This window comes from Hydrogenophaga sp. SL48 (assembly GCF_021729865.1).
Classification (GTDB): domain Bacteria; phylum Pseudomonadota; class Gammaproteobacteria; order Burkholderiales; family Burkholderiaceae_C; genus Hydrogenophaga.
On sequence record NZ_CP063400.1, the window covers coordinates 4,855,053 to 4,874,320 of the forward strand.

The following is a 19,268-nucleotide window of genomic DNA, read 5'->3' on the forward strand; positions in this document are numbered from 1 at the left end:
CATTTAACGAAAGAAGGAAAGAGTCATGCAACTCAATCCCGCCGAAATCTCCGAATTGATCAAGTCCCGCATCGAGGGACTGGGCGCATCGAGCGATGTGCGCAACCAGGGCACCGTGGTGTCGGTCACCGACGGTATCGTTCGCGTCCACGGCCTGTCCGATGTGATGCAGGGCGAAATGCTGGAATTCCCGGCCAACAAGGACGGTGTGCCGTCCTTCGGCCTGGCACTGAACCTCGAGCGCGACTCCGTCGGCTGCGTGATTCTGGGTGAATACGAACACATCTCCGAAGGCGAAACCGTCAAGTGCACGGGTCGCATTCTGGAAGTGCCGGTCGGCCCCGAGCTGATTGGCCGCGTGGTCAACGCGCTGGGTCAGCCGATCGACGGCAAGGGCCCGATCAACGCCAAGATGACTGACGTGATCGAAAAGGTCGCTCCGGGCGTGATCGCCCGCAAATCGGTGGACCAGCCGGTGCAGACCGGTCTGAAGTCGATCGACTCGATGGTGCCCGTGGGCCGTGGCCAGCGCGAGCTGATCATTGGCGACCGCCAGACCGGCAAGACCGCCGTGGCCATCGACGCCATCATCAACCAGAAGGGTCAGAACATGACCTGCGTTTACGTCGCGATTGGCCAGAAGGCCTCGTCGATCAAGAACGTGGTGCGTGCCCTGGAGCAGGCCGGCGCGATGGAATACACCATCGTCGTGGCCGCTTCCGCCTCTGAATCGGCTGCCATGCAGTACCTGTCGGCCTACTCCGGCTGCACCATGGGCGAGTACTTCCGCGATCGCGGCCAAGACGCTCTGATCGTGTACGACGATCTGTCCAAGCAGGCCGTGGCCTACCGCCAAGTGTCGCTGTTGCTGCGCCGCCCGCCCGGCCGCGAAGCCTACCCCGGCGACGTGTTCTATCTCCACAGCCGCCTGCTGGAGCGTGCGGCTCGTGTGAACGCCGACTACGTCGAAGCCTTCACCAAGGGTGAAGTCAAGGGCAAGACCGGTTCGCTGACCGCACTGCCCATCATCGAAACGCAGGCCGGCGACGTGTCCGCTTTCGTGCCGACCAACGTGATTTCGATCACCGACGGCCAGATCTTTCTGGAAACCAGCCTGTTCAACGCCGGTATCCGCCCCGCCATCAACGCCGGTATTTCGGTGTCGCGCGTCGGTGGTGCTGCCCAGACCAAGCTGATCAAGAACCTGTCCGGTGGTATCCGTACCGACCTGGCACAGTACCGTGAACTGGCTGCGTTCGCGCAGTTCGCTTCTGATCTGGACGAAGCCACCCGCAAGCAGCTCGACCGCGGTGCCCGCGTGACCGAACTGCTCAAGCAGGCGCAGTACTCGCCCCAGTCCATCGGCATCATGGCGTCCACGCTGTTTGCCGTGAACAAGGGTTACCTGGACGACATCGATGTCAAGAAGGTGCTGGCCTTCGAATCCGGCATGCACGCCTTCCTGAAGGACAAGCACGCCGCGCTGCTGGCCAAGCTGGAAGCCGAACGTGCCATGGACAAGGACGCTGAAGCCCAGCTGGCTGCCGCTATTGCCGACTTCAAGAAAACCGGCACGTACTGATCCGGCCCATTGACCCGATAAAGGAGCAGCAATGGCAGCAGGCAAGGAAATACGCGGCAAGATCAAATCGGTGGAGAACACCAAGAAGATCACCAAAGCCATGGAAATGGTCGCCGCCTCCAAAATGCGCAAGGCGCAGGACCGCATGCGTGCGGCCCGGCCTTACGCCGAAAAAGTGCGTCAGATCACCGGCAACCTGAGCCGTGCGAACCCGGAGTACACGCACCCGTTCATGCAGACCAACGACGCCAAGACCGCCGGTTTTGTCGTGGTCACGACCGACAAAGGTCTGTGCGGCGGCATGAACACCAACGTGCTGCGTGCACTCACGAACCAGCTCAAGGATCTGCAGAGCAAAGGCGTGAGCGCTGAGGCCGTGGCCATTGGCAACAAGGGCCTGGGCTTTCTCAACCGCATCAACGCCAAGGTGGTGTCCAGCGCTGTCGGCCTGGGGGACACGCCCCACCTCGACAAGCTGATCGGCCCCGTCAAGGTGCTGCTCGATGCATACACCGAAGGTCGCATCAACGCGGTCTACCTCTGCTACACCCGCTTCATCAACACGATGAAACAGGAAGCGGTGTCCGAGCAGCTGTTGCCCCTGAATGCGGGCGACCTGCAGGATGGTGCAAAAGGCCGGGACTGGGATTACGTCTACGAGCCCGATGCGGCCTCCGTGATCGACGAGCTGCTGCTGCGTTATGTGGAAGCCCAGGTCTACCAGGCCGTCGCCGAGAACATGGCTTCGGAGCAGTCCGCGCGCATGGTGGCCATGAAGGCCGCCACCGACAACGCCGGCAGCGTCATCGGCGAACTCAAGCTGGTCTACAACAAGACCCGTCAGGCCGCGATCACGAAAGAACTTTCGGAAATCGTCGCTGGCGCCGCAGCGGTCTGAAGCAGCCGTTCAACAGAATTCAGAGAATTTAAAAGGTATCCATCATGTCTCAAGTACAAGGCAAGATTGTTCAGTGCATCGGCGCCGTGGTTGACGTGGAGTTTCCGCGCAACGAGATGCCGCGCGTTTATGACGCCCTGAAAATGGAGGGCTCTGCCCTGACGCTGGAAGTCCAGCAACAGCTGGGCGACGGCGTGGTGCGCACGATTGCGCTGGGTTCGTCTGACGGCCTGCGCCGTGGCATGCTGGTGACCAACACCCACGCCAACATCACCGTGCCCGTGGGCAAGGCCACCCTGGGCCGCATCATGGACGTGCTGGGCGCGCCCATCGACGAACGTGGCCCTGTGGACCAGACCCTGACCGCTCCCATTCACCGCAAGGCACCGGCGTATGACGAGCTGTCGCCTTCGCAGGAACTGCTGGAAACCGGCATCAAGGTGATCGATCTGGTCTGCCCGTTCGCCAAGGGCGGTAAGGTGGGTCTGTTCGGTGGCGCCGGTGTCGGCAAGACCGTGAACATGATGGAACTCATCAACAACATCGCCAAGGCCCACAGCGGTCTGTCGGTGTTCGCTGGTGTGGGCGAGCGCACCCGTGAGGGCAACGACTTCTACCACGAGATGGCCGATTCGGGCGTGGTGAACCTGGAGAACCTGGGTGAGTCCAAAGTGGCCATGGTCTACGGTCAGATGAACGAGCCCCCGGGCAACCGCCTGCGCGTGGCCCTGACCGGCCTGACCATCGCCGAGTCGTTCCGCGACGAAGGCAAGGACGTGCTGTTCTTCGTGGACAACATCTACCGCTACACGCTGGCCGGTACCGAAGTGTCCGCACTGCTGGGCCGCATGCCTTCCGCCGTGGGCTACCAGCCGACGCTGGCCGAGGAAATGGGCCGTCTGCAAGAGCGCATCACCTCCACCAAGGTGGGCTCGATCACCTCCATCCAGGCCGTGTACGTGCCGGCCGATGACTTGACCGACCCGTCGCCTGCCACCACCTTCGCCCACCTGGATTCCACCGTGGTGCTGTCGCGTGACATCGCTTCTCTGGGTATCTATCCCGCCGTGGACCCGCTCGACTCCACCAGCCGCCAGCTGGACCCGCTGGTCGTGGGTCAGGAGCACTACGAAACCGCCCGCGCCGTGCAGGGCACGCTGCAGCGCTACAAGGAACTGCGCGACATCATCGCCATTCTGGGCATGGACGAACTGGCCCCTGAAGACAAGCTGGCCGTGGCCCGCGCCCGCAAGATCCAGCGTTTCCTTTCGCAGCCGTTCCACGTCGCTGAAGTGTTCACCGGCTCGCCCGGCAAGTACGTGCCGCTGTCGGAAACCATCCGTGGTTTCAAGATGATCACCGCCGGCGAGTGCGATCACCTGCCGGAGCAGGCCTTCTACATGGTCGGTACCATCGACGAGGCGTTTGAGAAGGCCAAGAAAGTCGCCTAAGCATGACCGGGGCCGCGCAAGCGGTTCCTCATCGCTGAAACCTCTTTCACCTTTTCTCTGGAGTAACTATGAGCACCATCCACGTCGATGTGGTCAGCGCCGAGGAGTCCATCTTCTCCGGTGAAGCCAAGTTCGTGGCCCTGCCGGGTGAAGCCGGTGAGCTGGGCATCCTGCCCGGTCACATCCCGCTGATCACCCGCATCAAGCCCGGTGCCGTGCGCATCGAAAAAGCCGACGGTGGCGAAGAGTTCGTGTTCGTGGCCGGTGGCATTTTGGAGGTGCAGCCGCACTGCATCACCGTGCTGTCCGACACCGCCATCCGTGGCAAGGACCTGGACGAAGCCAAGGCCACCGACGCGCGCAAGCACGCCGAAGAAGCGGTCAAGAACGCCAAGAGCGATATCGACCTGGCCAAGGCCACGTCCGAGCTGGCGGTCATGGCCGCCCAGATCGCCGCGCTGCGCAAATACCGTCAGAAAAAGTGACATGCCTTCGCGCGTTGCATGAAAAAGCCGGCACATGCCGGCTTTTTTTCGTCGAGGCGTGGCAGGCTCTGGTGGCGGTGGGATCATTGATGGAAGGTGAACATCCCGGATGAACAAGCGATGACCTCGATATTTGAAAGCCCTGAAATGGCGCCGGAAGAGGTGGCGGCTCGGTTGCTGGTGACGCCGTCCGCGCTGGATGACCTGACCCTGGGCGATGCCATGCGTGTCGTCGCCTACATGCGTCCCCACCGGATCAAGTCCGGCACCGTCTTCATTCACGAGGGTGAGGTCAAGCGCAACGACTACATGTTGCTGGTGCTGGAAGGGGACATCTCGGTGGAGAACGAACTGCCTGGCCACGAGGGCAGCATGGTGGTCAACATCATCGGCCCCGGACATCTCATCGGCGAGATGGGGGTGCTCGATGGCTCGCCGCGTTCGGCCACCTGCACCGCCACCACCGACATCGCCGCCGCGGTGCTGTCCCGCACGGCGCTCATGCGTCTGCTCAAGGCCGAGCCCGCTGTGGGTGCCCGGCTGCTGCTGGCCATTTCCAAGCGCATGGCCGACCGGCTGCGCGAAACCACCCGCAAGTTGCGAACGTTTGCCCAGATGAACAAGGCCCTGCAGCAGGAGCTTCAGGTGGTGATGAACAACCGCACCCCCCGCAGCGGCAGGAAGCACTGAGGGCTCAAGCCCTGACCACGCTGTCGGGCAGCTCGTTGGGGCTGACCCCGTCATCCCCGGTCGGGAAATGTGCCACGAGCAGGGCCGACACTTCTTCGAGCGCCTGCGTCAAGCCGTCCTCAAACTCACCCGACCTCAGGCGTGCCCCGAGGCGATCGACGATGGCCTGCCACTGGGCGTGATCGACGTGCGCGCTCAAGGCCCGGTCGGCGACGAACTCGATGGCGTGCTCGGCCAGCAGCAGGTAGATCAGCACGCCGTTGTTGTGCTCGGTGTCCCACACCCCCAGGCGTCCGAACCAGCTCACAGCGCGCTCCCTGGTCAGCATGCCCACGCTGGTGGTCCGGTCGAGGCGCCACAGGTAGGACAGCGGCAGCGCCGCCTCCACACACAGGCGGACCTCCCCCGAGTGGCGGGTTTCGCTTGCCGCGACCCGTTGGGCGAGGCGCTGCGCCATGTCGTCGGGGATGAGACGGTGGGTGTCGGCGCTGTCGAGCCAGCGGTGTTTGAGGATGCGCAGAAATTTGTTCATCACGATCACCAGCCGCCCGAAGCGCCGCCGCCACCGAAGTTGCCACCACCCCCCGAGCTGAAGCCGCCACCGCCGCCAAAGCCGCCGCTGCCGCCACCAAAACCGCCCCCGCCCCAGGAACCACCGCCCCCCCGCCCGCCGCGGCCGGAACTCGGCATGGACGGCAACATCTGCAAAAAGAGCGCGGCGAGCATGGCCAGCAGGCCGGCACCCACCGACAGCCAGACCACGGCGGTCAACACCCAGGCCAGCCCGCCGGCCCCGGCGCCTGTCAGCAAGGTGCCCAGCTTGTTGCCGAAGATGCTGCGCAGCACGGCGGACCCGATGGGCACGGCAAACGCGAGAAAGATCAGGATGTCCAGCGGCGCCATCCCGCCGACACCGGATGCGGGCGGGCCGTCGCCGGGCAGCGGCAGGTCCTCGCCGGCCACACGGGCCAGGATCTGGTCCACCCCGGCCTGGATGCCGCCGGCGTAGTCGTTGTTGCGGAACGCGGGCGCCACGGCCTGGTCGATGATGCGGCGCGCCATGAGGTCGGGCAAGGCGCCTTCCAGCACCTTGCTGGTGGCGATGCGCATGCGCCGGTCGTTCTTGGCCACCACGAACAGCACACCATCGCCCACGTCCTTGCGTCCGATCTTCCACGCGTCACCCAGGCGCTGCGTGTAGTCGGCGATGTCCTCGGGCTGGGTGGTGGGCACGATCACCACCGCCACCTGGGTGCCGCGCTCCGCCTCGAACGCCGCCAGCCGGGCTTCCAGCGACGCGATGCTGGCCGCGTCCAGGGTGCCCGTCTGGTCCGTCACGCGCGCCCGCAACTCGGGCAGGGGCAGCACGCCCTGTGCATGGGCCGAGACAGCGCCCACGAGCCAGAGCGCGCCCAACAGCAGCGCGCGGAACCAGCGGACGGTCATGGCTTGTTGAAGTCCACCTTCGGCGGGGTGCTGATGGCCGCTTCGTCCGCCACCTGGAAGCCGGCCTTGGGCTTGTAACCAAACACCATGGCGGTCAGGTTGCTCGGGAAGCTGCGCGCCAGGACGTTGTAGGCCTGCACCGTCTCGATGTAGCGGTTGCGCGCCACGGTGATGCGGTTTTCGGTGCCTTCGAGCTGCACGCGCAGGTCGCTGAAGGCCTGGTTGGCCTTCAGGTTGGGGTACTGCTCCACGACCACCATCAGGCGGCTCAATGCACTGCCCACCTCGCCCTGCGCGGCCTGGAATTTTTCCATCGCTGCCGGATCGTTCACCATCTCGGGCGTCACCTGGATCGATGTGGCTTTGGAGCGCGCCTCGATCACCTTGGTCAGCGTGTCCTGTTCGAAACTGGCCTCGCCCTTGACAGTGGCGACGATGTTGGGGATCAGGTCGGCTCGGCGCTGGTACTGGTTGAGCACCTCGGACCAGGCCGACTTGCTCTTTTCATCCAGGCTCTGGAAATCGTTGTAGCCACAACCGGTGAGCCCGGCGGCGAGGCACAGGGCCAGCGCCCAGGTGGTGAGGGATTGGGTCAAAGCGCGCATGAAACCTCCATCGGCCGACGTTGCGGCCACAGGTGAAAAAGGGCAAGGCCCGGAACTCTCGCGGACTATACCCCCAGGACTTCTGCGCCGGTCACCCGATAGCGGCCATGCGGCAGAGGGTCATCCGAAGGGCGGCACCCGGAAGCACAAGGACGCCGCCAGCCGCCGGGCGCACGGCAAAATAGGCCCATGCGCAAACCCAAAATGCCTCCGGGCTCCGCCGACGACACCGAACACGCGTTCTACGACGCGCTGCAGCACGGTGACCTCGAACGCCTCATGGCCTGCTGGGCCGACGAAGAGGACATCGTGTGCGTGCACCCCGGCGGACCGCGCCTGGTGGGGCCGGCCGCGATCCGCGCGGCCTTCGAGGCCCTGTTCTCGAACGGCAGCGTCAAGGCCCACCCGGAGCGGGTGCGCCGGCAGGACGCGGGCGGTTGCAGCGTGCACAGCGTGGTCGAGCGGGTCGAGGTGCTGACCGACGACGGGCTCGCGCACGCCTGGGTGGTGGCCACCAACGTCTACGCCAAGACGGCGCAGGGCTGGCGCCTGGTGGCGCACCACGCGAGCCCGGGCAGCCGCACGGAACCCGACGACGCGCTGAGTGCGCCCACGGTGTTGCACTGAGCCTGTGGTCCCTTTGCACCCTTCGCTCCTGCCTTCTTCGATGAGCTTCGCGCAACGGTACCGGGCGCCCTGGTGGCTGCCGGGCGGCAACGCCCAGACGCTGTGGGCGGCGTTGTACGCGCGCCGCCACTGGGGCCCTGCGCCCACCTGGCAGCGCCAGCGCTGGACCACGCCCGACGGCGACTTCATCGACGTGGACACGGCCCGGCACGCCAGCGCCCCCGACGCGCCCCTGCTGGTGTTGTTCCATGGCCTGGAGGGCTCGTCGGCCAGCCAGTACGCGGTGGCGTTTGCCGATTTCGCCGCGTCGCAGGGCCTGGCGTTCGCGGTGCCCCATTTCCGGGGCTGCTCGGGCGAACTGAACCTGGCGCCCCGGGCCTACCACTCGGGCGATTTTGATGAGATTGACTGGGTGCTCCGGCGCTTCGCTGCCGAGCATCCGGGGCGGCCGTTGCTGGCGGCCGGCGTTTCGCTGGGGGGCAACGCGCTGCTGCGCTGGGCGGGTGAAATGGGGCACAGCGCGGCGGACACGGTGCGAGCCGTGGCGGCGGTGTGTTCGCCGCTGGATCTGGCGGCGGGCGGGCACGCCATCGGGCGTGGCTTCAACCGGCTGGTCTACACGCGCATGTTCCTTTCCAGCATGGTGCCCAAGGCCTTGAAAAAACTGGAACAGCACCCGGGCCTGTTCGACCGCGAGGCGCTGCTCGCCGCGCGCGATCTCTACGAGTTCGACAACCTGTTCACCGCGCCGCTGCACGGGTTCCGGGACACCGACGACTACTGGGCGCGCGCCTCGGCCAAGCCGGTGCTGCGCGACATCCGCGTGCCGGCGCTTGCGCTCAATGCGCGGAACGACCCGTTCGTCCCGGCGCCCTCGCTGCCCACCGCCGCCGAAGCCGGCAGCCACGTCACCCTCTGGCAACCTGCAGAGGGGGGGCATGTGGGGTTCCCGGTGTCGCTCGGCCCACTGGGCCTGCCGGGCCATGTGCGGGCGATGCCGGAGGCCGTGGGGCGATGGCTGATTCAGCAGCTTCCCCCCGAGGCGCCTTCGGCGCTTCTCCCTCAGGGGGCAACACCAGCGGCCCGGCAAAGCCGGTTCCGCGGTGTTCCCGGTCACGCCCCCTCGACCGACGCCGACGCTGCAGCTGAGCGGGAAACCGGGGTGTAATCGCGACATGGATGACATCGTCAAAGCCGCCCTCGCCAAATGGCCCAACGTGCCGCACTGTGTCGGCTGGCTCGGGCTGGACGCGCGGGGCAACTGGTTCATGCGCGACGACCGCTGCCAGCGCAGCGGGCCGTTCGCGGTCGAGCCGGGCGAGGCGGTGATGGCGAGCAAGGGCTCGCTGCTCAAACACGACAAGCTCATCGACTTCATCCACCGCAACTGCGCGGCCGACGAGGCGGGCCAGTGGTTCTTCCAGAACGGGCCGCAGCGTGTCTACCTGGAGCTGGAGGCCACGCCCTTCATCTGGCGCCTGCAGCCCGATGGGCGTGTGCTGGCGCACAGCGGACAGGACGCGGGTGAGGCGCGCCAGAGCCTGCTCGATGAACTCGGGCGGCTGTACCTCGTGACGGCGCTCGGCATCGGTCTGGTGCACACCAGCGACATGGCGCTGGCCGCCGATACGGTGGAGGTCGGGCGGTGGACGCCCGAGCCGGTGCAGGCCGCCGCGTTGCCCGCCGACTGGGGTTTTGTGCGCAGCCCGCAGCGCCGGCAGTCGGGTGCCGCCGCGCCCTGGCTCGCACCGGCGGGCTGAACCTCGCCGACCCGGGCGCAAAAAAAAGCCGGTCAGTGACCGGCTTTTTTGTGGGAGCGTGAAGGGCTTACTTCACCGCCGCCAGCATGTACTGCACGGCGGCCTTGATGTCGGCGTCCGATGCGGTGGAACCGCCCTTGGCGGGCATCGCGTTCTTGCCCTTGATGGCGCTGGCGGTCAGGCCGTCGAGGCCGAGCGCGACACGAGGGGCCCAGGCGGTCTTGTCGCCGAACTTGGGTGCACCGGCGACCCCCGCGGCGTGGCACACCGCGCAGGCTTGTTTGTACAGGGCTTCACCACCCACGCCGGCCGCAGCGGCCACCGGCGCGGCAGCGGCAGGTGCGGCAGCCGCGACAGGAGCCGGCGCGGCGGCAGCGGCAGCCGCCGGAGCGGCCTCCGCAGCGGGTGCGGCTGCTGCGGCTGCATCGCCGACGGCAGCAGGGGCCGCGGGTTCGGCCAGCTTGCCACCTGCGGCGTTCGCCATGTGCACCACGGCGCGGCCGATTTCCACGTCGCTGAAGGCGCCGCCACCCTGGGCGCCCATGGCGTTCTTGCCTTTGAGGGCCGAGTTCAGCAAGGCCTCGTAGCCCTGGCCGAGGCGCGGTGCCCAGGCCGCGACGTCACCGAACTTGGGGGCGCCGGCCAGGCCCGCGGCGTGGCAGGCCGAGCACTGGGCCGTGTACACGGCGTCGCCGGCGGCGAGCGGGCGGTTGGCATCGCGCAGTTCGACAGTGCCCACTCGCTGGATGCGCTGGGCCGTGGCCAGCTCGGGGTCCACCGCGCCGGCGGCCGGCTTGTCGCCGGAGGTGACGTAGTACACCAGGCCGATGATGATGAAGATGGGGCCGACGAAGGAGAAGAACGACGTCCAGAGCAGTTGGGCGGGCGTCTTGATCGGGCCGGTGTGGGAGTCGTGCGCGTGGTCGCTCATGGTGTCCTCTGGGGTGGCGAAACGGTGCCGGGAAGGGAGAAATGGGGGCTCGCCCGACGGAGGGCAAACAACCCGCGATTATAGACAGCGCCCCATTGCACGGGGCTTGCGCCGCCCCTTGCAACGGCCAGGTGTGTGATCAGCGCATCCAGGCATCAGCGCGGCTTGCGCAGCCCGCGCAGCGTTTCCCGCGCATGGGGCAACCAGCCCTTGCCGCGCCAGCGCCACCACATGAGCAGGCCGCGCAGGCATTCGTCGGCCACGTAGGCCAGCCAGATGCCGGGCAGGCCCCAGGCGCGGCCCATGAAGTACGAGCCCGCGCCCAGCAGCAGCGCGAAGGAGCCGATGCTGGCGTAGACGGGGTAGTTCACGTCGCCGGTGGCGCGCAGCGCACCGATCACCACCAGGTTGAACACGCGACCGAGTTCGAGCGCCACCGAGATCCACAGCAGGGTCTGGGCCGCTTCGATGATGGCCGGGTCTTTGGTGAAGGCCCGCATGATCCAGGGCGCGGCCAGCGCCGCGATCAGCACCAGCGAGCCCGAGGCCAACATGCCGTTGCGCACGCCCTTCTTCACCATCTGGTCCGCCTCGCGCAGCCGGCCGGCGCCCACCAGGCGGCCGACCATGATTTCGCAGGCCCAGCCGATGGCCATGCTGATCAGCAGCACGTACTTCAGCGTCTGCAGCGTGTAGGAGTGGGTGGCCAGCGCGGCCACGCCCAGGCGCGCGGTGGCCGAGAGCGAGACCATGAAGGCCAGCCGGTAGCCCAGCTCCTGCGCGGCGCCTGGCAGGCCGATGCGCAGCACCGGCCCCAGCGTGCGCATGGGCAGGGACCACCAGTGGTGCAGCTGGGGCCGCAGGTCCATGCGCCGCTGCCAGAAGCGCAGGTGCAGCAGCAGGCCGAGCCCACGGCTGAGCAGGAAGGCCACGGCGTAGCCGTTGAGCCCCCAGCCGTCCCAGCTGCCCAGGCCGCGCATGAACACGAAGGCCAGCAGCAGGTGGCAGCCGTGCATGGCGATCATGATGAAGAGCGATTCGCGCGCAAACAGGTGGGCGCGCAGCACGGCGGCCATGCTGATGTTGTAGGCCTCCAGCACCATGGCCGGCGCGAGCAGCAGCATGTAGCTGATGGCCAGCGGCACCACCTCGGCCGGGGCGTTGAGCACGTCCAGCGTGAGGGCCTTGCCGAACAGCAGCCAGCTCGCGGCCAGCAGGCCGGCCCAGGTGCTGGCCGCCAGCGCCATGTACGAGGTGCGCTTCACCGCGTCCGGCTGACCGCTGCCGATCAACTGCGTGACCATCACACCCAGGCCGATGGCCAGCACGCGGAAGATCACGAACAGGGTTTCGAGCACCTGCTGCGTGAGGCCGAAGGTGCCGGCCGCCGCGTCCGACGTGTCCGAGGCCAGGTAGAGCCCGGCCATGGCCACCGTCATGCCCAGCAGGAACTCGCCAAAGATGGGCGCCGCGACGGCGTTGAGGCTGGGGCGGGCTTTCATGCGGGCGGTGTGTGGGCGCTCAGGTCATGACCGTGGGCGCGTCCATGCCCGTGTGGTGGCGGATGCGGGCGACCGCTTCGGCCAGGGCGACCAGTGGCGCCAGCGCTTCCTGGGCGGGGATGTCCTGCCGGCCGGCGTCGGGTTCGTGGCGCTCCAGGTAGACGCGCAGCGTCGCGCCTTCGGTGCCCGTGCCCGAGAGCCGGAACACCACGCGCGAGGAGTCTTCGAGCACCACGCGCACACCCTGCTTCTGGCTCACCGAACCGTCGACCGGGTCGGTGTAAGCAAAGTCGTCGGCCCAGGCGATCTGTTGCCCTGCGACCCTGGTGCCTCCCAGCGTGAGCAGCTTTGCGCGCAGCTCAGCCATCAGCGCGTTGGCCTTCTCGGTGGCGATGCCGTCGTAGTCGTGGCGCGAGTACACGCAGCGACCGTGGGCTTTCCACACGCCGCGCACCAGGTCTTCCACCGACTGGCCGGTGACGGCCACGAGGTTGAGCCAGAACAGCACGGCCCACAGGCCGTCTTTTTCGCGCACGTGGTCGGAGCCGGTGCCGTAGCTTTCTTCGCCGCAGAGCGTGACCTTGCCCGCATCCAGCAGGTTGCCGAAAAACTTCCAGCCCGTGGGCGTCTCGTGGCAGGCGATGCCCATCGCCTTCGCCACGCGGTCCACGGCGGTGGAGGTGGGCATGGAGCGCGCCACGCCGACCAGGCCCTTGGCGTAGCCGGGCACCTTCGTGGCGTGCGCCGTCAGCACGGCCAGGCTGTCGGACGGCGAGACCAGGAAGCCGCGCCCGAGGATCATGTTGCGGTCGGCGTCGCCGTCGGAGGCCGCGCCCATGTCGGGCGCGTCGGCGGCCATGAGGTGGGCCACCAGGTCGTCGGCGTAGGCGGGGTTCGGGTCCGGGTGCAGGCCGCCGAAGTCTTCCAGCGGCTCGGCGTGCACCACGGTGCCGGCGGGCGCACCGAGTTCACCTTCGATGATGGCCTTGGCGTAGGGGCCGCCCACCGCCCACATGGCATCAAAGCGAAGGCGGAAGCCGCGCTGGAACAGCGCGCGGATGGCGTCGAAATCGAACAGGCCGCGCAGCACGGCCGCGTGGTCGGCCACCGGATCGATCACCTCGACCGTGGTGTCTTCGATCTGTTGCATGCCGAGCATGTCGATCGCGATATCGGGCGCGTCGCTGATCTGGTATCGCTCCAGCACGAGCGTGCGCTCGTACATGGCCTGTGTGAGTTTTTCGGGCGCCGGACCACCGTTGGCCGCGTTGTACTTGATGCCGAAGTCGCCGTCGGGGCCGCCGGGGTTGTGGCTGGCCGAGAGGATGATGCCGCCGCTGGCGCCGTGGCGGCGGATCACCGCGCTGGCGGCCGGCGTCGAGAGGATGCCGCCCTGGCCGAGCAGCACGCGAGCGTAGCCGCGCGCCGCCGCCATCTTCAGGATGGTCTGCACGGCCACCCGGTTGTGGAAGCGCCCGTCGCCGCCGAGCACCAGGGTCTGGCCGGTGGCGCGGCCGGTCTCGCCGTGCAGCACGTCGAACAGCGCCTGCACGAAGTTCTCCAGGTAACGCGGTTGCTGGAACACCGTGACCTTCTTGCGCAGGCCGGAGGTGCCGGGCAGCTGGCCGGCGAATGGGGTGGTGGGCAGGGACTGGAGGGTCATGGCGGTTCCTGGGGTGGCGGGGTGGGGTCCGAGTCCTGGAAGACTGGGTGTCAAAGCGCCAGTGTCGCGCAGATTCCTGCGGGCCTTGTGACCACCCGAAACCGTCAGGCCCTTTCCAGGAACACGCAGCCCCAGGGTTCGAAGTGCAAGGTGGCGTCCGCCACGCGCGCGCCGGTCGCCACGCCGCCGGCCAGCGCTGTGGCCTGGGCCCAGTCCGCCGGCAGCGCCAGCGCGGCCGGGGCGTCGCTGAAGTTGAAGGCGCACAGCAGCCGCTGCGTGCCGTCGTCGCGCTCGAAGGCCAGCACCTGCGGATGGACAGGCAGCAGCGTCATGCGCCCGTGCCGCAGCGCGGGCTGATCGCGCCGCCAGTGCAGCAGCTGGGTGAAGTGGCCCAGCAGGCTCCCGGGCTGCCCTTGCTGGCGGTCCACGGCCAGGGCCCGGTGCTCGGGGGGCACGGGCAGCCAGGGTTTCTCGCCGCTGGAGAAACCGGCGTGCGCGGCGTCGGCCGACCACGGCATGGGCGTGCGGCAACCGTCGCGGCCCTTGAATTGGGGCCACATGGTGATGCCGTACGGGTCCTGCAGATCTTCGAAGGCGAGCTGCGCCTCGGGCAGGCCCAGCTCCTCGCCCTGGTAGAGGCACACCGTGCCGCGCAGGCTGGCCTGGAAGGTCGCGGCCAGGCGCAACAGGCGGGGATCGGGGTTCGGCCCGCCCCAGCGCGTGGCCGAACGGACGACGTCGTGGTTGGACAGCGCCCAGCACGGCCAGCCATCGCCGACGATCTCGCCGAAGCGCGAGAGAAAACCGTGCAGGAACGGGGCGTCGTGCGCTTCGCCCAGCAGGTCAAAGCAGTAGGCCATGTGCAGCCGTCGCTCACCGTTCGGGCCGCTCGCCGTGTACTCGGCCACCCGTGCCAGGCCGTCGTCGTCGCCGATCTCGCCGACCATGGTGGTGTCCGGGTACTGGTCGAGCAGGGCACGCAGGCGCTGCAGGAAGACCAGGTTTTCCGGTTGGCTCTTGTCGTGCACGTGCCGCTGCCAGCCGTAGGGGTTGAACGGGTTGACCGCCGGGTCGGGGTTGTTCGGGTCGGGCGCGCCCCGGCCCGGGTTGTTGCGCAGCTGGGCGTCGTGGAAGTAGAAGTTGGCGGTGTCGAGGCGGTAGCCGTCCACGCCCAGGTCGAGCCAGAACTTCACGGTGGCGAGCAGGGCGTCTTGCACCTCGCCGTTGTGGAAGTTCAGGTCGGGCTGGCTGGTGAGGAAGTTGTGCAGGTAGTACTGGCAGCGCCGCGTGTCCCACTGCCAGGCGCTGCCACCGAAGATGGAGAGCCAGTTGTTGGGCGGGTTGCCGTCGTCCTTGGGGTCGGCCCAGACGAACCAGTCGGCCTTGGGGTTGTCGCGGCTGGCGCGGCTTTCCACGAACCAGGGGTGCTCGTCGGCGCAGTGCGAGAGCACTTGATCGATCATGACCTTGAGGCCCAGTTCGTGGGCGCGGGCCACCAGCGCCTTGAAGTCGTCGAGCGTGCCGAACATCGGGTCGACGTCACAGTAGTCGCTGACGTCGTAGCCGAAGTCCTTCATCGGGCTCTTGAAGAAGGGCGAGATCCAGATGCCGTCGGCGCCGAGCGCGGCGATGTGGTCGAGGCGCTGGGTGATGCCCGGCAGGTCGCCGATGCCGTCGCCGTTGCTGTCCTGGAAGGAGCGCGGGTAGATCTGGTAGATCACGCCGCCACGCCACCAGCCGTTGTTGGGGGCCTGGGGGGAAGGGTGGTTCATGGGTGAAGCGGTGCAGGAAGCGAAAGAGGTTGGGTGGTCAGGCGGGCGTGGTGACGTGGCGCTGCATGAGCGCCTGCAGCCACCGCGCGCTGTGTTTGGGGGTGCGGGCCTGGGTGGCGTAGTCCACATGGACCATACCGAAACGCTGGGTGTAGCCGTGGGCCCACTCGAAGTTGTCGAGCAGGCTCCAGACGTAATAACCCCGGATGTCGATGCCCGCGGCCACCATGGCGGCGAGCTGGGTCAGGTGGGTCTGCAGGTAACGCAGCCGCGTCTCGTCATGGCACTCGCCATTCGCCACGCCGGTGTTGTCGGCGGCGCCGTTCTCGGTGATCCAGATCGGCGGCAGCGGCCACTCGTTCAGCAGGTTCTCGACCACGCGGCGCAGGCCCACGGGGTAGATCTCCCAGCCGATGTCGGTCAGGGGCAGCTGGTCGCCGTCGGGCGCGACGAAGGTGTAGCCCCGGACCGCATCGCCCTGGCTCACGGGCGCGCGCGCGACCGAGCGGGTGTAGTAGTTCAGCCCGATGAAGTCCAGCGGCTGGGCGCAGATCGCCAGGTCGCCCGCGCGGCGATTCTCGGCGCGGGAGCCGATCTGGGCCAGCATCTCGGCCGGCCATTCGCGGCCGAACAGCGGGTTGAGGAACACGTGGTTGCGCTCCAGCTCGGCCATGCGCGCGGCGGCCGCGTCGGCGGGCGCGCCGCTGAACGGGTCGCACAGCTCGGGGTTGAGCACGATGCCGAGCGACGTGTCGCTGCGCACCGCGCGCCAGGCCTGCACGCCCAGGCCGTGCGCGAGCATCAGGTGGTGGGCGGCGAGCAACGAGGCTTCGCGGTCCTGCACGCCGGGCGCGAACACGCCGACGTCGTGGCCGAGGAAGGCGCTGCACCAGGGCTCGTTGAGCGTGGCCACACGCGGCAGGCGGTCGCCCAGCTCGCGCGCGACCAGGGCCGCGTAGTCGGCAAAGCGGTGCGCCGTGTCGCGGTTCAACCAGCCGCCTTCGAGGTGCGAGGGCAGGTCCCAGTGGAACAGCGTGGCGTTGGGCGTGATGCCGTGTTGCTGCAGCTGATCGAGCAGGCGGCGGTAGAAATCGAGGCCGGCCTGATTGGCGCGGCCCTGCGCGTTCACCACGCGGGTCCAGGCGATGGAGAAGCGGTAGTGCCGGAACCCCAGCGAGGCCATCAGCGCGACGTCCTCGGGGTAGCGGTGGTAGTGGTCGCAGGCGACCATGCCGTCGCTCGCGTCCTTGATGCGCCCGGGCTGCGCGCAGAAGTCGTCCCAGATGCTGGGCAGCTTGCCCCCCTCGCGGCCGCCCCCCTCGATCTGGAAAGCGGCGGTCGCGCAACCCCATTCAAAAGCGGCAGGAAAAATGAGTCCGTCGGTCATCGGTGATGGGAAGAAAAAAGAGTGGTCGGAGAAGGGGTGTCTCTTCAAACACACGCCGAAGATCCGGCTCCGCCGGTCCAAGGGCGTGGTCCCCCTGGGGGGAAGCCGCAAAGCGGCGCAGGGGGGATCTCTACTTGACCGAGCCGGACAGCAGCCCCCGCACAAAGAAACGCTGCAGCGAGAAGAACACCAGCACCGGCACCGCAATCGAGACGAAGGCGCTGGCGGTCAGGATCTCCCAGCTCTCGCCGCGCGAGCCCAGCAGGTCGTTGAGCTTGATGGTGAGCACCACCTGGTCGGGCGCCTTGCCCAGGAAGACCAGTGCCACCAGGAAGTCGTTCCAGACCCAGAGGAACTGGAAGATCGCGAAGCTCGCCAGCGCCGGCACCGACAGTGGCAGCACGATGCTGGTGAAGATCTGGAAGTGCGTGGCGCCGTCCATGCGCGCGCTTTCGATGATGTCGCGCGGCAGCGAAGCGATGTAGTTGCGCAGCAGGTAGATCGCCAGAGGCAGACCAAAAGCCGAGTGCGCGAGCCACACCCCCAGGTACGACTTGGACGGCATGCCCAGCGAGGCGCCCAGGTCGTTGTAGAGCTTCAGCAGCGGGATCAGCGACATCTGCAGCGGCACCACCAGCATGGCGACCACCAGCACGAACAGCCAGCGCCGGCCGGGGAACTCCATCCAGCTGAAGGCGTAGGCGGCGAACGCGGCGATCAGGATGGGGATGAAGGTGGCGGGGATCGTGACCTTGAATGTGTTGAGGAAGGCGTCGCCCACGCCCTCGGACGCCACCACCTTCTGGTAGTTGGTGGTCGAGAAGGAGGGCGGTGTTTCGGCCACGAAGAAGATGCGGATGCCCCGGTCCTTTTCGTAGGCCTGGTTCAGCACCATGCGGTAGCTGCCGTCGGCGTTCACGGTGAGCGTGCCGTCGGGCTGACCGTCTTCGTCGTCGAACACCTGGGCGTCCGTCAGCTCGACCGCCTGGCCCACGGGGAACTCACCGGGGTTGGCCGACTTGAGCGAGAAGCGGCTCAGCTTCGCCGAGGCGCCCTCGGGGAACAGGCGCCCGGCCAACACGAAGCGGTCGCCCTCGGGCACCACACTCTGGGCGCCGGCGGTGCGGCGCATGTCGGGCCGGGTCTGGGTGGACAGGGCGGTCCACCAGCCGCTGCTCACGATCTGCTCGCGGTCGCGGAAGCTGGAGACCAGCAGGCCGAAGGTGGGCAGCACCCAGGCCAGCACGATGGCCAGCAGCAGGGCGTGCGAGAACAGGGACGTGGCGTTGAATCGGAGTTTCATCGCTGGGCCTCCTCGGCGCGGAATCGGCGGATGTTGAAGGCCATCACGGGGATCACGGCGAACATGAGCACCATGGCCAGCGTGGAGCTGCGCCCGTAGTCGCCGCCGCCCCGGAACATCCAGTCGTACATCAGGTTGGCCAGCACGCTGGTGTCCCACTGCCCGCCGGTCATGGCCATGACGATGTCGAACACCTTGAGCACGGTGATGGTGATGGTGGTCCAGACCACGAGGATGGTGGACATCACCTGCGGCACCATGATTTCAAAGAAGATCTGCAGCTCGGTGGCGCCGTCGATGCGCGCCGCCTCGATGGTGTCGTTGGGCACGCCGCGCAGCGCGGCCGAGAGGATCACCATGGCGAAGCCGGTCTGGATCCAGATCAGGATCGCCATGAGAAAGAAGTTGTTCCAGAACGGCACCGTCACCCAGGCCTGCGGCTCCATGCCCATGCCTTGGACGAGGGCGTTGAGGATGCCGATCTGCTCGTTGTCGGGGCCCCGGAAGTCGTAGACGAATTTCCAGATCACGCTGGCGCCGACGAAGCTGATCGCCATCGGCATGAACACCAGCGTCTTGGCCACGTTGCCCCACCACACGCGGTCGGCCAGCACGGCCACGATCAGGCCCAGCGCCGTCGACACGGCGGGCACCACCAGCAGCCACAAAAAGTTGTTGCGGATGGTGATGAAAAAATTCTCGTCCTTGAACACCCAGACGTAGTTGGCCAGGCCCACGAAAGTTTCGCCGACCGCGTCGAAGAAACTCAGCCGGAAGGTCTCGACCAGGGGGTAGACGAGGTAGACGCCCAGCAGCAACAGCGCCGGCGCCATGAACAGCCAGGGCTGCACGTTCGAGCGGATCGCCTCGCGCCGGTTGCGCGTCGCAAAGGGCAAGGCCAGGATGCGGTCGAGCACGAAATTGCTGCCCGCGAAATACAGCAGGCAGGCACCGATGCTGACCACCACGGCAAGCAGGGTTTGAAAGATCGAATCACTCATGGTGGTCAGTGCAAGTGGGTGGTCAGCGGGAACAACCGCAAAAGAAGGAACTGAAGAGAGCTGTCCGGTGCGCGGCGTCCCCACCGGGGATGCCGCGGAACCGGCTCCGCCGGGCCGCTGGCATCGCCCCCTTGGGGGTGACGCCGAAGGCGGCGCGGGGGGAGA

General features: G+C 67.3%; 18 protein-coding genes. 8 read left to right on the top strand and 10 right to left on the bottom strand.

What is annotated here, in order from left to right:
• The first annotated feature begins 25 nt into the window (after nucleotides 1–25).
• The 5 genes from atpA to IM738_RS23150 all read left to right on the top strand — a co-directional run bounded on the left by atpA (nucleotide 26) and on the right by IM738_RS23150 (nucleotide 5,106).
• Complete coding sequence (gene atpA, locus IM738_RS23130) at nucleotides 26–1,582, top strand: F0F1 ATP synthase subunit alpha (RefSeq protein WP_236963365.1); 1,557 nt, start codon at nucleotides 26–28, stop codon at nucleotides 1,580–1,582.
• Between the two features lie 31 nt (nucleotides 1,583–1,613).
• Nucleotides 1,614–2,480, top strand: coding sequence for a F0F1 ATP synthase subunit gamma (gene atpG / locus IM738_RS23135; RefSeq protein WP_236963366.1), 867 nt, complete (start codon nucleotides 1,614–1,616; stop codon nucleotides 2,478–2,480).
• A gap of 44 nt (nucleotides 2,481–2,524) precedes the next feature.
• The gene (gene atpD, locus IM738_RS23140) at nucleotides 2,525–3,931 is read left to right on the top strand and encodes a F0F1 ATP synthase subunit beta (RefSeq protein WP_236963367.1); all 1,407 of its coding nucleotides are present in this window, start codon (nucleotides 2,525–2,527) and stop codon (nucleotides 3,929–3,931) included.
• Nucleotides 3,932–3,999: 68 nt separating this feature from the next.
• Nucleotides 4,000–4,416: a F0F1 ATP synthase subunit epsilon gene (locus tag IM738_RS23145; protein WP_077334659.1), complete on the top strand. Its 417-nt coding sequence runs from the start codon at nucleotides 4,000–4,002 to the stop codon at nucleotides 4,414–4,416.
• 120 nt (nucleotides 4,417–4,536) lie between these two features.
• Entirely contained in the window at nucleotides 4,537–5,106 is a 570-nt protein-coding gene (locus IM738_RS23150; protein ID WP_236963368.1) for a cyclic nucleotide-binding domain-containing protein, read from the top strand.
• Nucleotides 5,107–5,110: 4 nt separating this feature from the next.
• Here IM738_RS23150 and IM738_RS23155 read toward each other — a convergent pair whose 3' ends face one another.
• The 3 genes from IM738_RS23155 to IM738_RS23165 are packed head-to-tail and all read right to left on the bottom strand — an operon-like array spanning nucleotide 5,111 to nucleotide 7,157.
• Nucleotides 5,111–5,638: a TPM domain-containing protein gene (locus IM738_RS23155; RefSeq protein WP_236963369.1), complete on the bottom strand. Its 528-nt coding sequence runs from the start codon at nucleotides 5,636–5,638 to the stop codon at nucleotides 5,111–5,113.
• 5 nt (nucleotides 5,639–5,643) lie between these two features.
• Nucleotides 5,644–6,552 carry a TPM domain-containing protein gene (locus IM738_RS23160; RefSeq protein ID WP_236963370.1) on the bottom strand — a complete coding sequence of 303 codons (909 nt, stop codon included), beginning with the start codon at nucleotides 6,550–6,552 and terminating at the stop codon, nucleotides 5,644–5,646.
• Nucleotides 6,549–7,157 (bottom strand): LemA family protein, encoded by a 609-nt coding sequence (locus tag IM738_RS23165; protein ID WP_236963371.1) that lies wholly within the window; start codon nucleotides 7,155–7,157, stop codon nucleotides 6,549–6,551. Before IM738_RS23165 ends, IM738_RS23160 begins: the two co-directional genes overlap by 4 nt.
• A gap of 189 nt (nucleotides 7,158–7,346) precedes the next feature.
• On the opposite strand from IM738_RS23165, the gene IM738_RS23170 reads away from it, so the two are divergent.
• From IM738_RS23170 to IM738_RS23180, 3 genes are read left to right on the top strand one after another with little or no spacing between them, the layout of a single operon-like run.
• Entirely contained in the window at nucleotides 7,347–7,784 is a 438-nt protein-coding gene (locus IM738_RS23170) for a YybH family protein (RefSeq protein WP_236963372.1), read from the top strand.
• Nucleotides 7,785–7,824: 40 nt separating this feature from the next.
• Nucleotides 7,825–8,952, top strand: coding sequence for a YheT family hydrolase (locus IM738_RS23175; RefSeq protein WP_236963373.1), 1,128 nt, complete (start codon nucleotides 7,825–7,827; stop codon nucleotides 8,950–8,952).
• A 7-nt stretch (nucleotides 8,953–8,959) separates the two neighbouring features.
• Nucleotides 8,960–9,544 carry a DUF2946 family protein gene (locus tag IM738_RS23180; RefSeq protein WP_236963374.1) on the top strand — a complete coding sequence of 195 codons (585 nt, stop codon included), beginning with the start codon at nucleotides 8,960–8,962 and terminating at the stop codon, nucleotides 9,542–9,544.
• 67 nt (nucleotides 9,545–9,611) lie between these two features.
• Here the strand turns inward: IM738_RS23180 and IM738_RS23185 are convergent, their stop codons facing one another.
• The 7 genes from IM738_RS23185 to IM738_RS23215 form a co-directional block, all read right to left on the bottom strand.
• The gene (locus tag IM738_RS23185; protein ID WP_236963375.1) at nucleotides 9,612–10,475 is read right to left on the bottom strand and encodes a c-type cytochrome; all 864 of its coding nucleotides are present in this window, start codon (nucleotides 10,473–10,475) and stop codon (nucleotides 9,612–9,614) included.
• Nucleotides 10,476–10,630: 155 nt separating this feature from the next.
• Nucleotides 10,631–11,977 carry an MATE family efflux transporter gene (locus IM738_RS23190; RefSeq protein ID WP_236963376.1) on the bottom strand — a complete coding sequence of 449 codons (1,347 nt, stop codon included), beginning with the start codon at nucleotides 11,975–11,977 and terminating at the stop codon, nucleotides 10,631–10,633.
• Nucleotides 11,978–11,996: 19 nt separating this feature from the next.
• Nucleotides 11,997–13,640 (bottom strand): alpha-D-glucose phosphate-specific phosphoglucomutase, encoded by a 1,644-nt coding sequence (locus IM738_RS23195; protein ID WP_236963377.1) that lies wholly within the window; start codon nucleotides 13,638–13,640, stop codon nucleotides 11,997–11,999.
• Nucleotides 13,641–13,744: 104 nt separating this feature from the next.
• Complete coding sequence (locus tag IM738_RS23200; protein ID WP_236963378.1) at nucleotides 13,745–15,412, bottom strand: alpha-glucosidase; 1,668 nt, start codon at nucleotides 15,410–15,412, stop codon at nucleotides 13,745–13,747.
• Nucleotides 15,413–15,449: 37 nt separating this feature from the next.
• On the bottom strand, nucleotides 15,450–16,799 hold the full coding sequence (locus tag IM738_RS23205) for a GH1 family beta-glucosidase (RefSeq protein WP_236963379.1): 1,350 nt from the start codon (nucleotides 16,797–16,799) through the stop codon (nucleotides 15,450–15,452).
• Between the two features lie 130 nt (nucleotides 16,800–16,929).
• Nucleotides 16,930–18,102: a carbohydrate ABC transporter permease gene (locus tag IM738_RS23210; RefSeq protein WP_236963380.1), complete on the bottom strand. Its 1,173-nt coding sequence runs from the start codon at nucleotides 18,100–18,102 to the stop codon at nucleotides 16,930–16,932.
• The gene (locus tag IM738_RS23215) at nucleotides 18,099–19,103 is read right to left on the bottom strand and encodes a carbohydrate ABC transporter permease (protein WP_236963381.1); all 1,005 of its coding nucleotides are present in this window, start codon (nucleotides 19,101–19,103) and stop codon (nucleotides 18,099–18,101) included. Before IM738_RS23215 ends, IM738_RS23210 begins: the two co-directional genes overlap by 4 nt.
• Nucleotides 19,104–19,268: the final 165 nt, after the last annotated feature.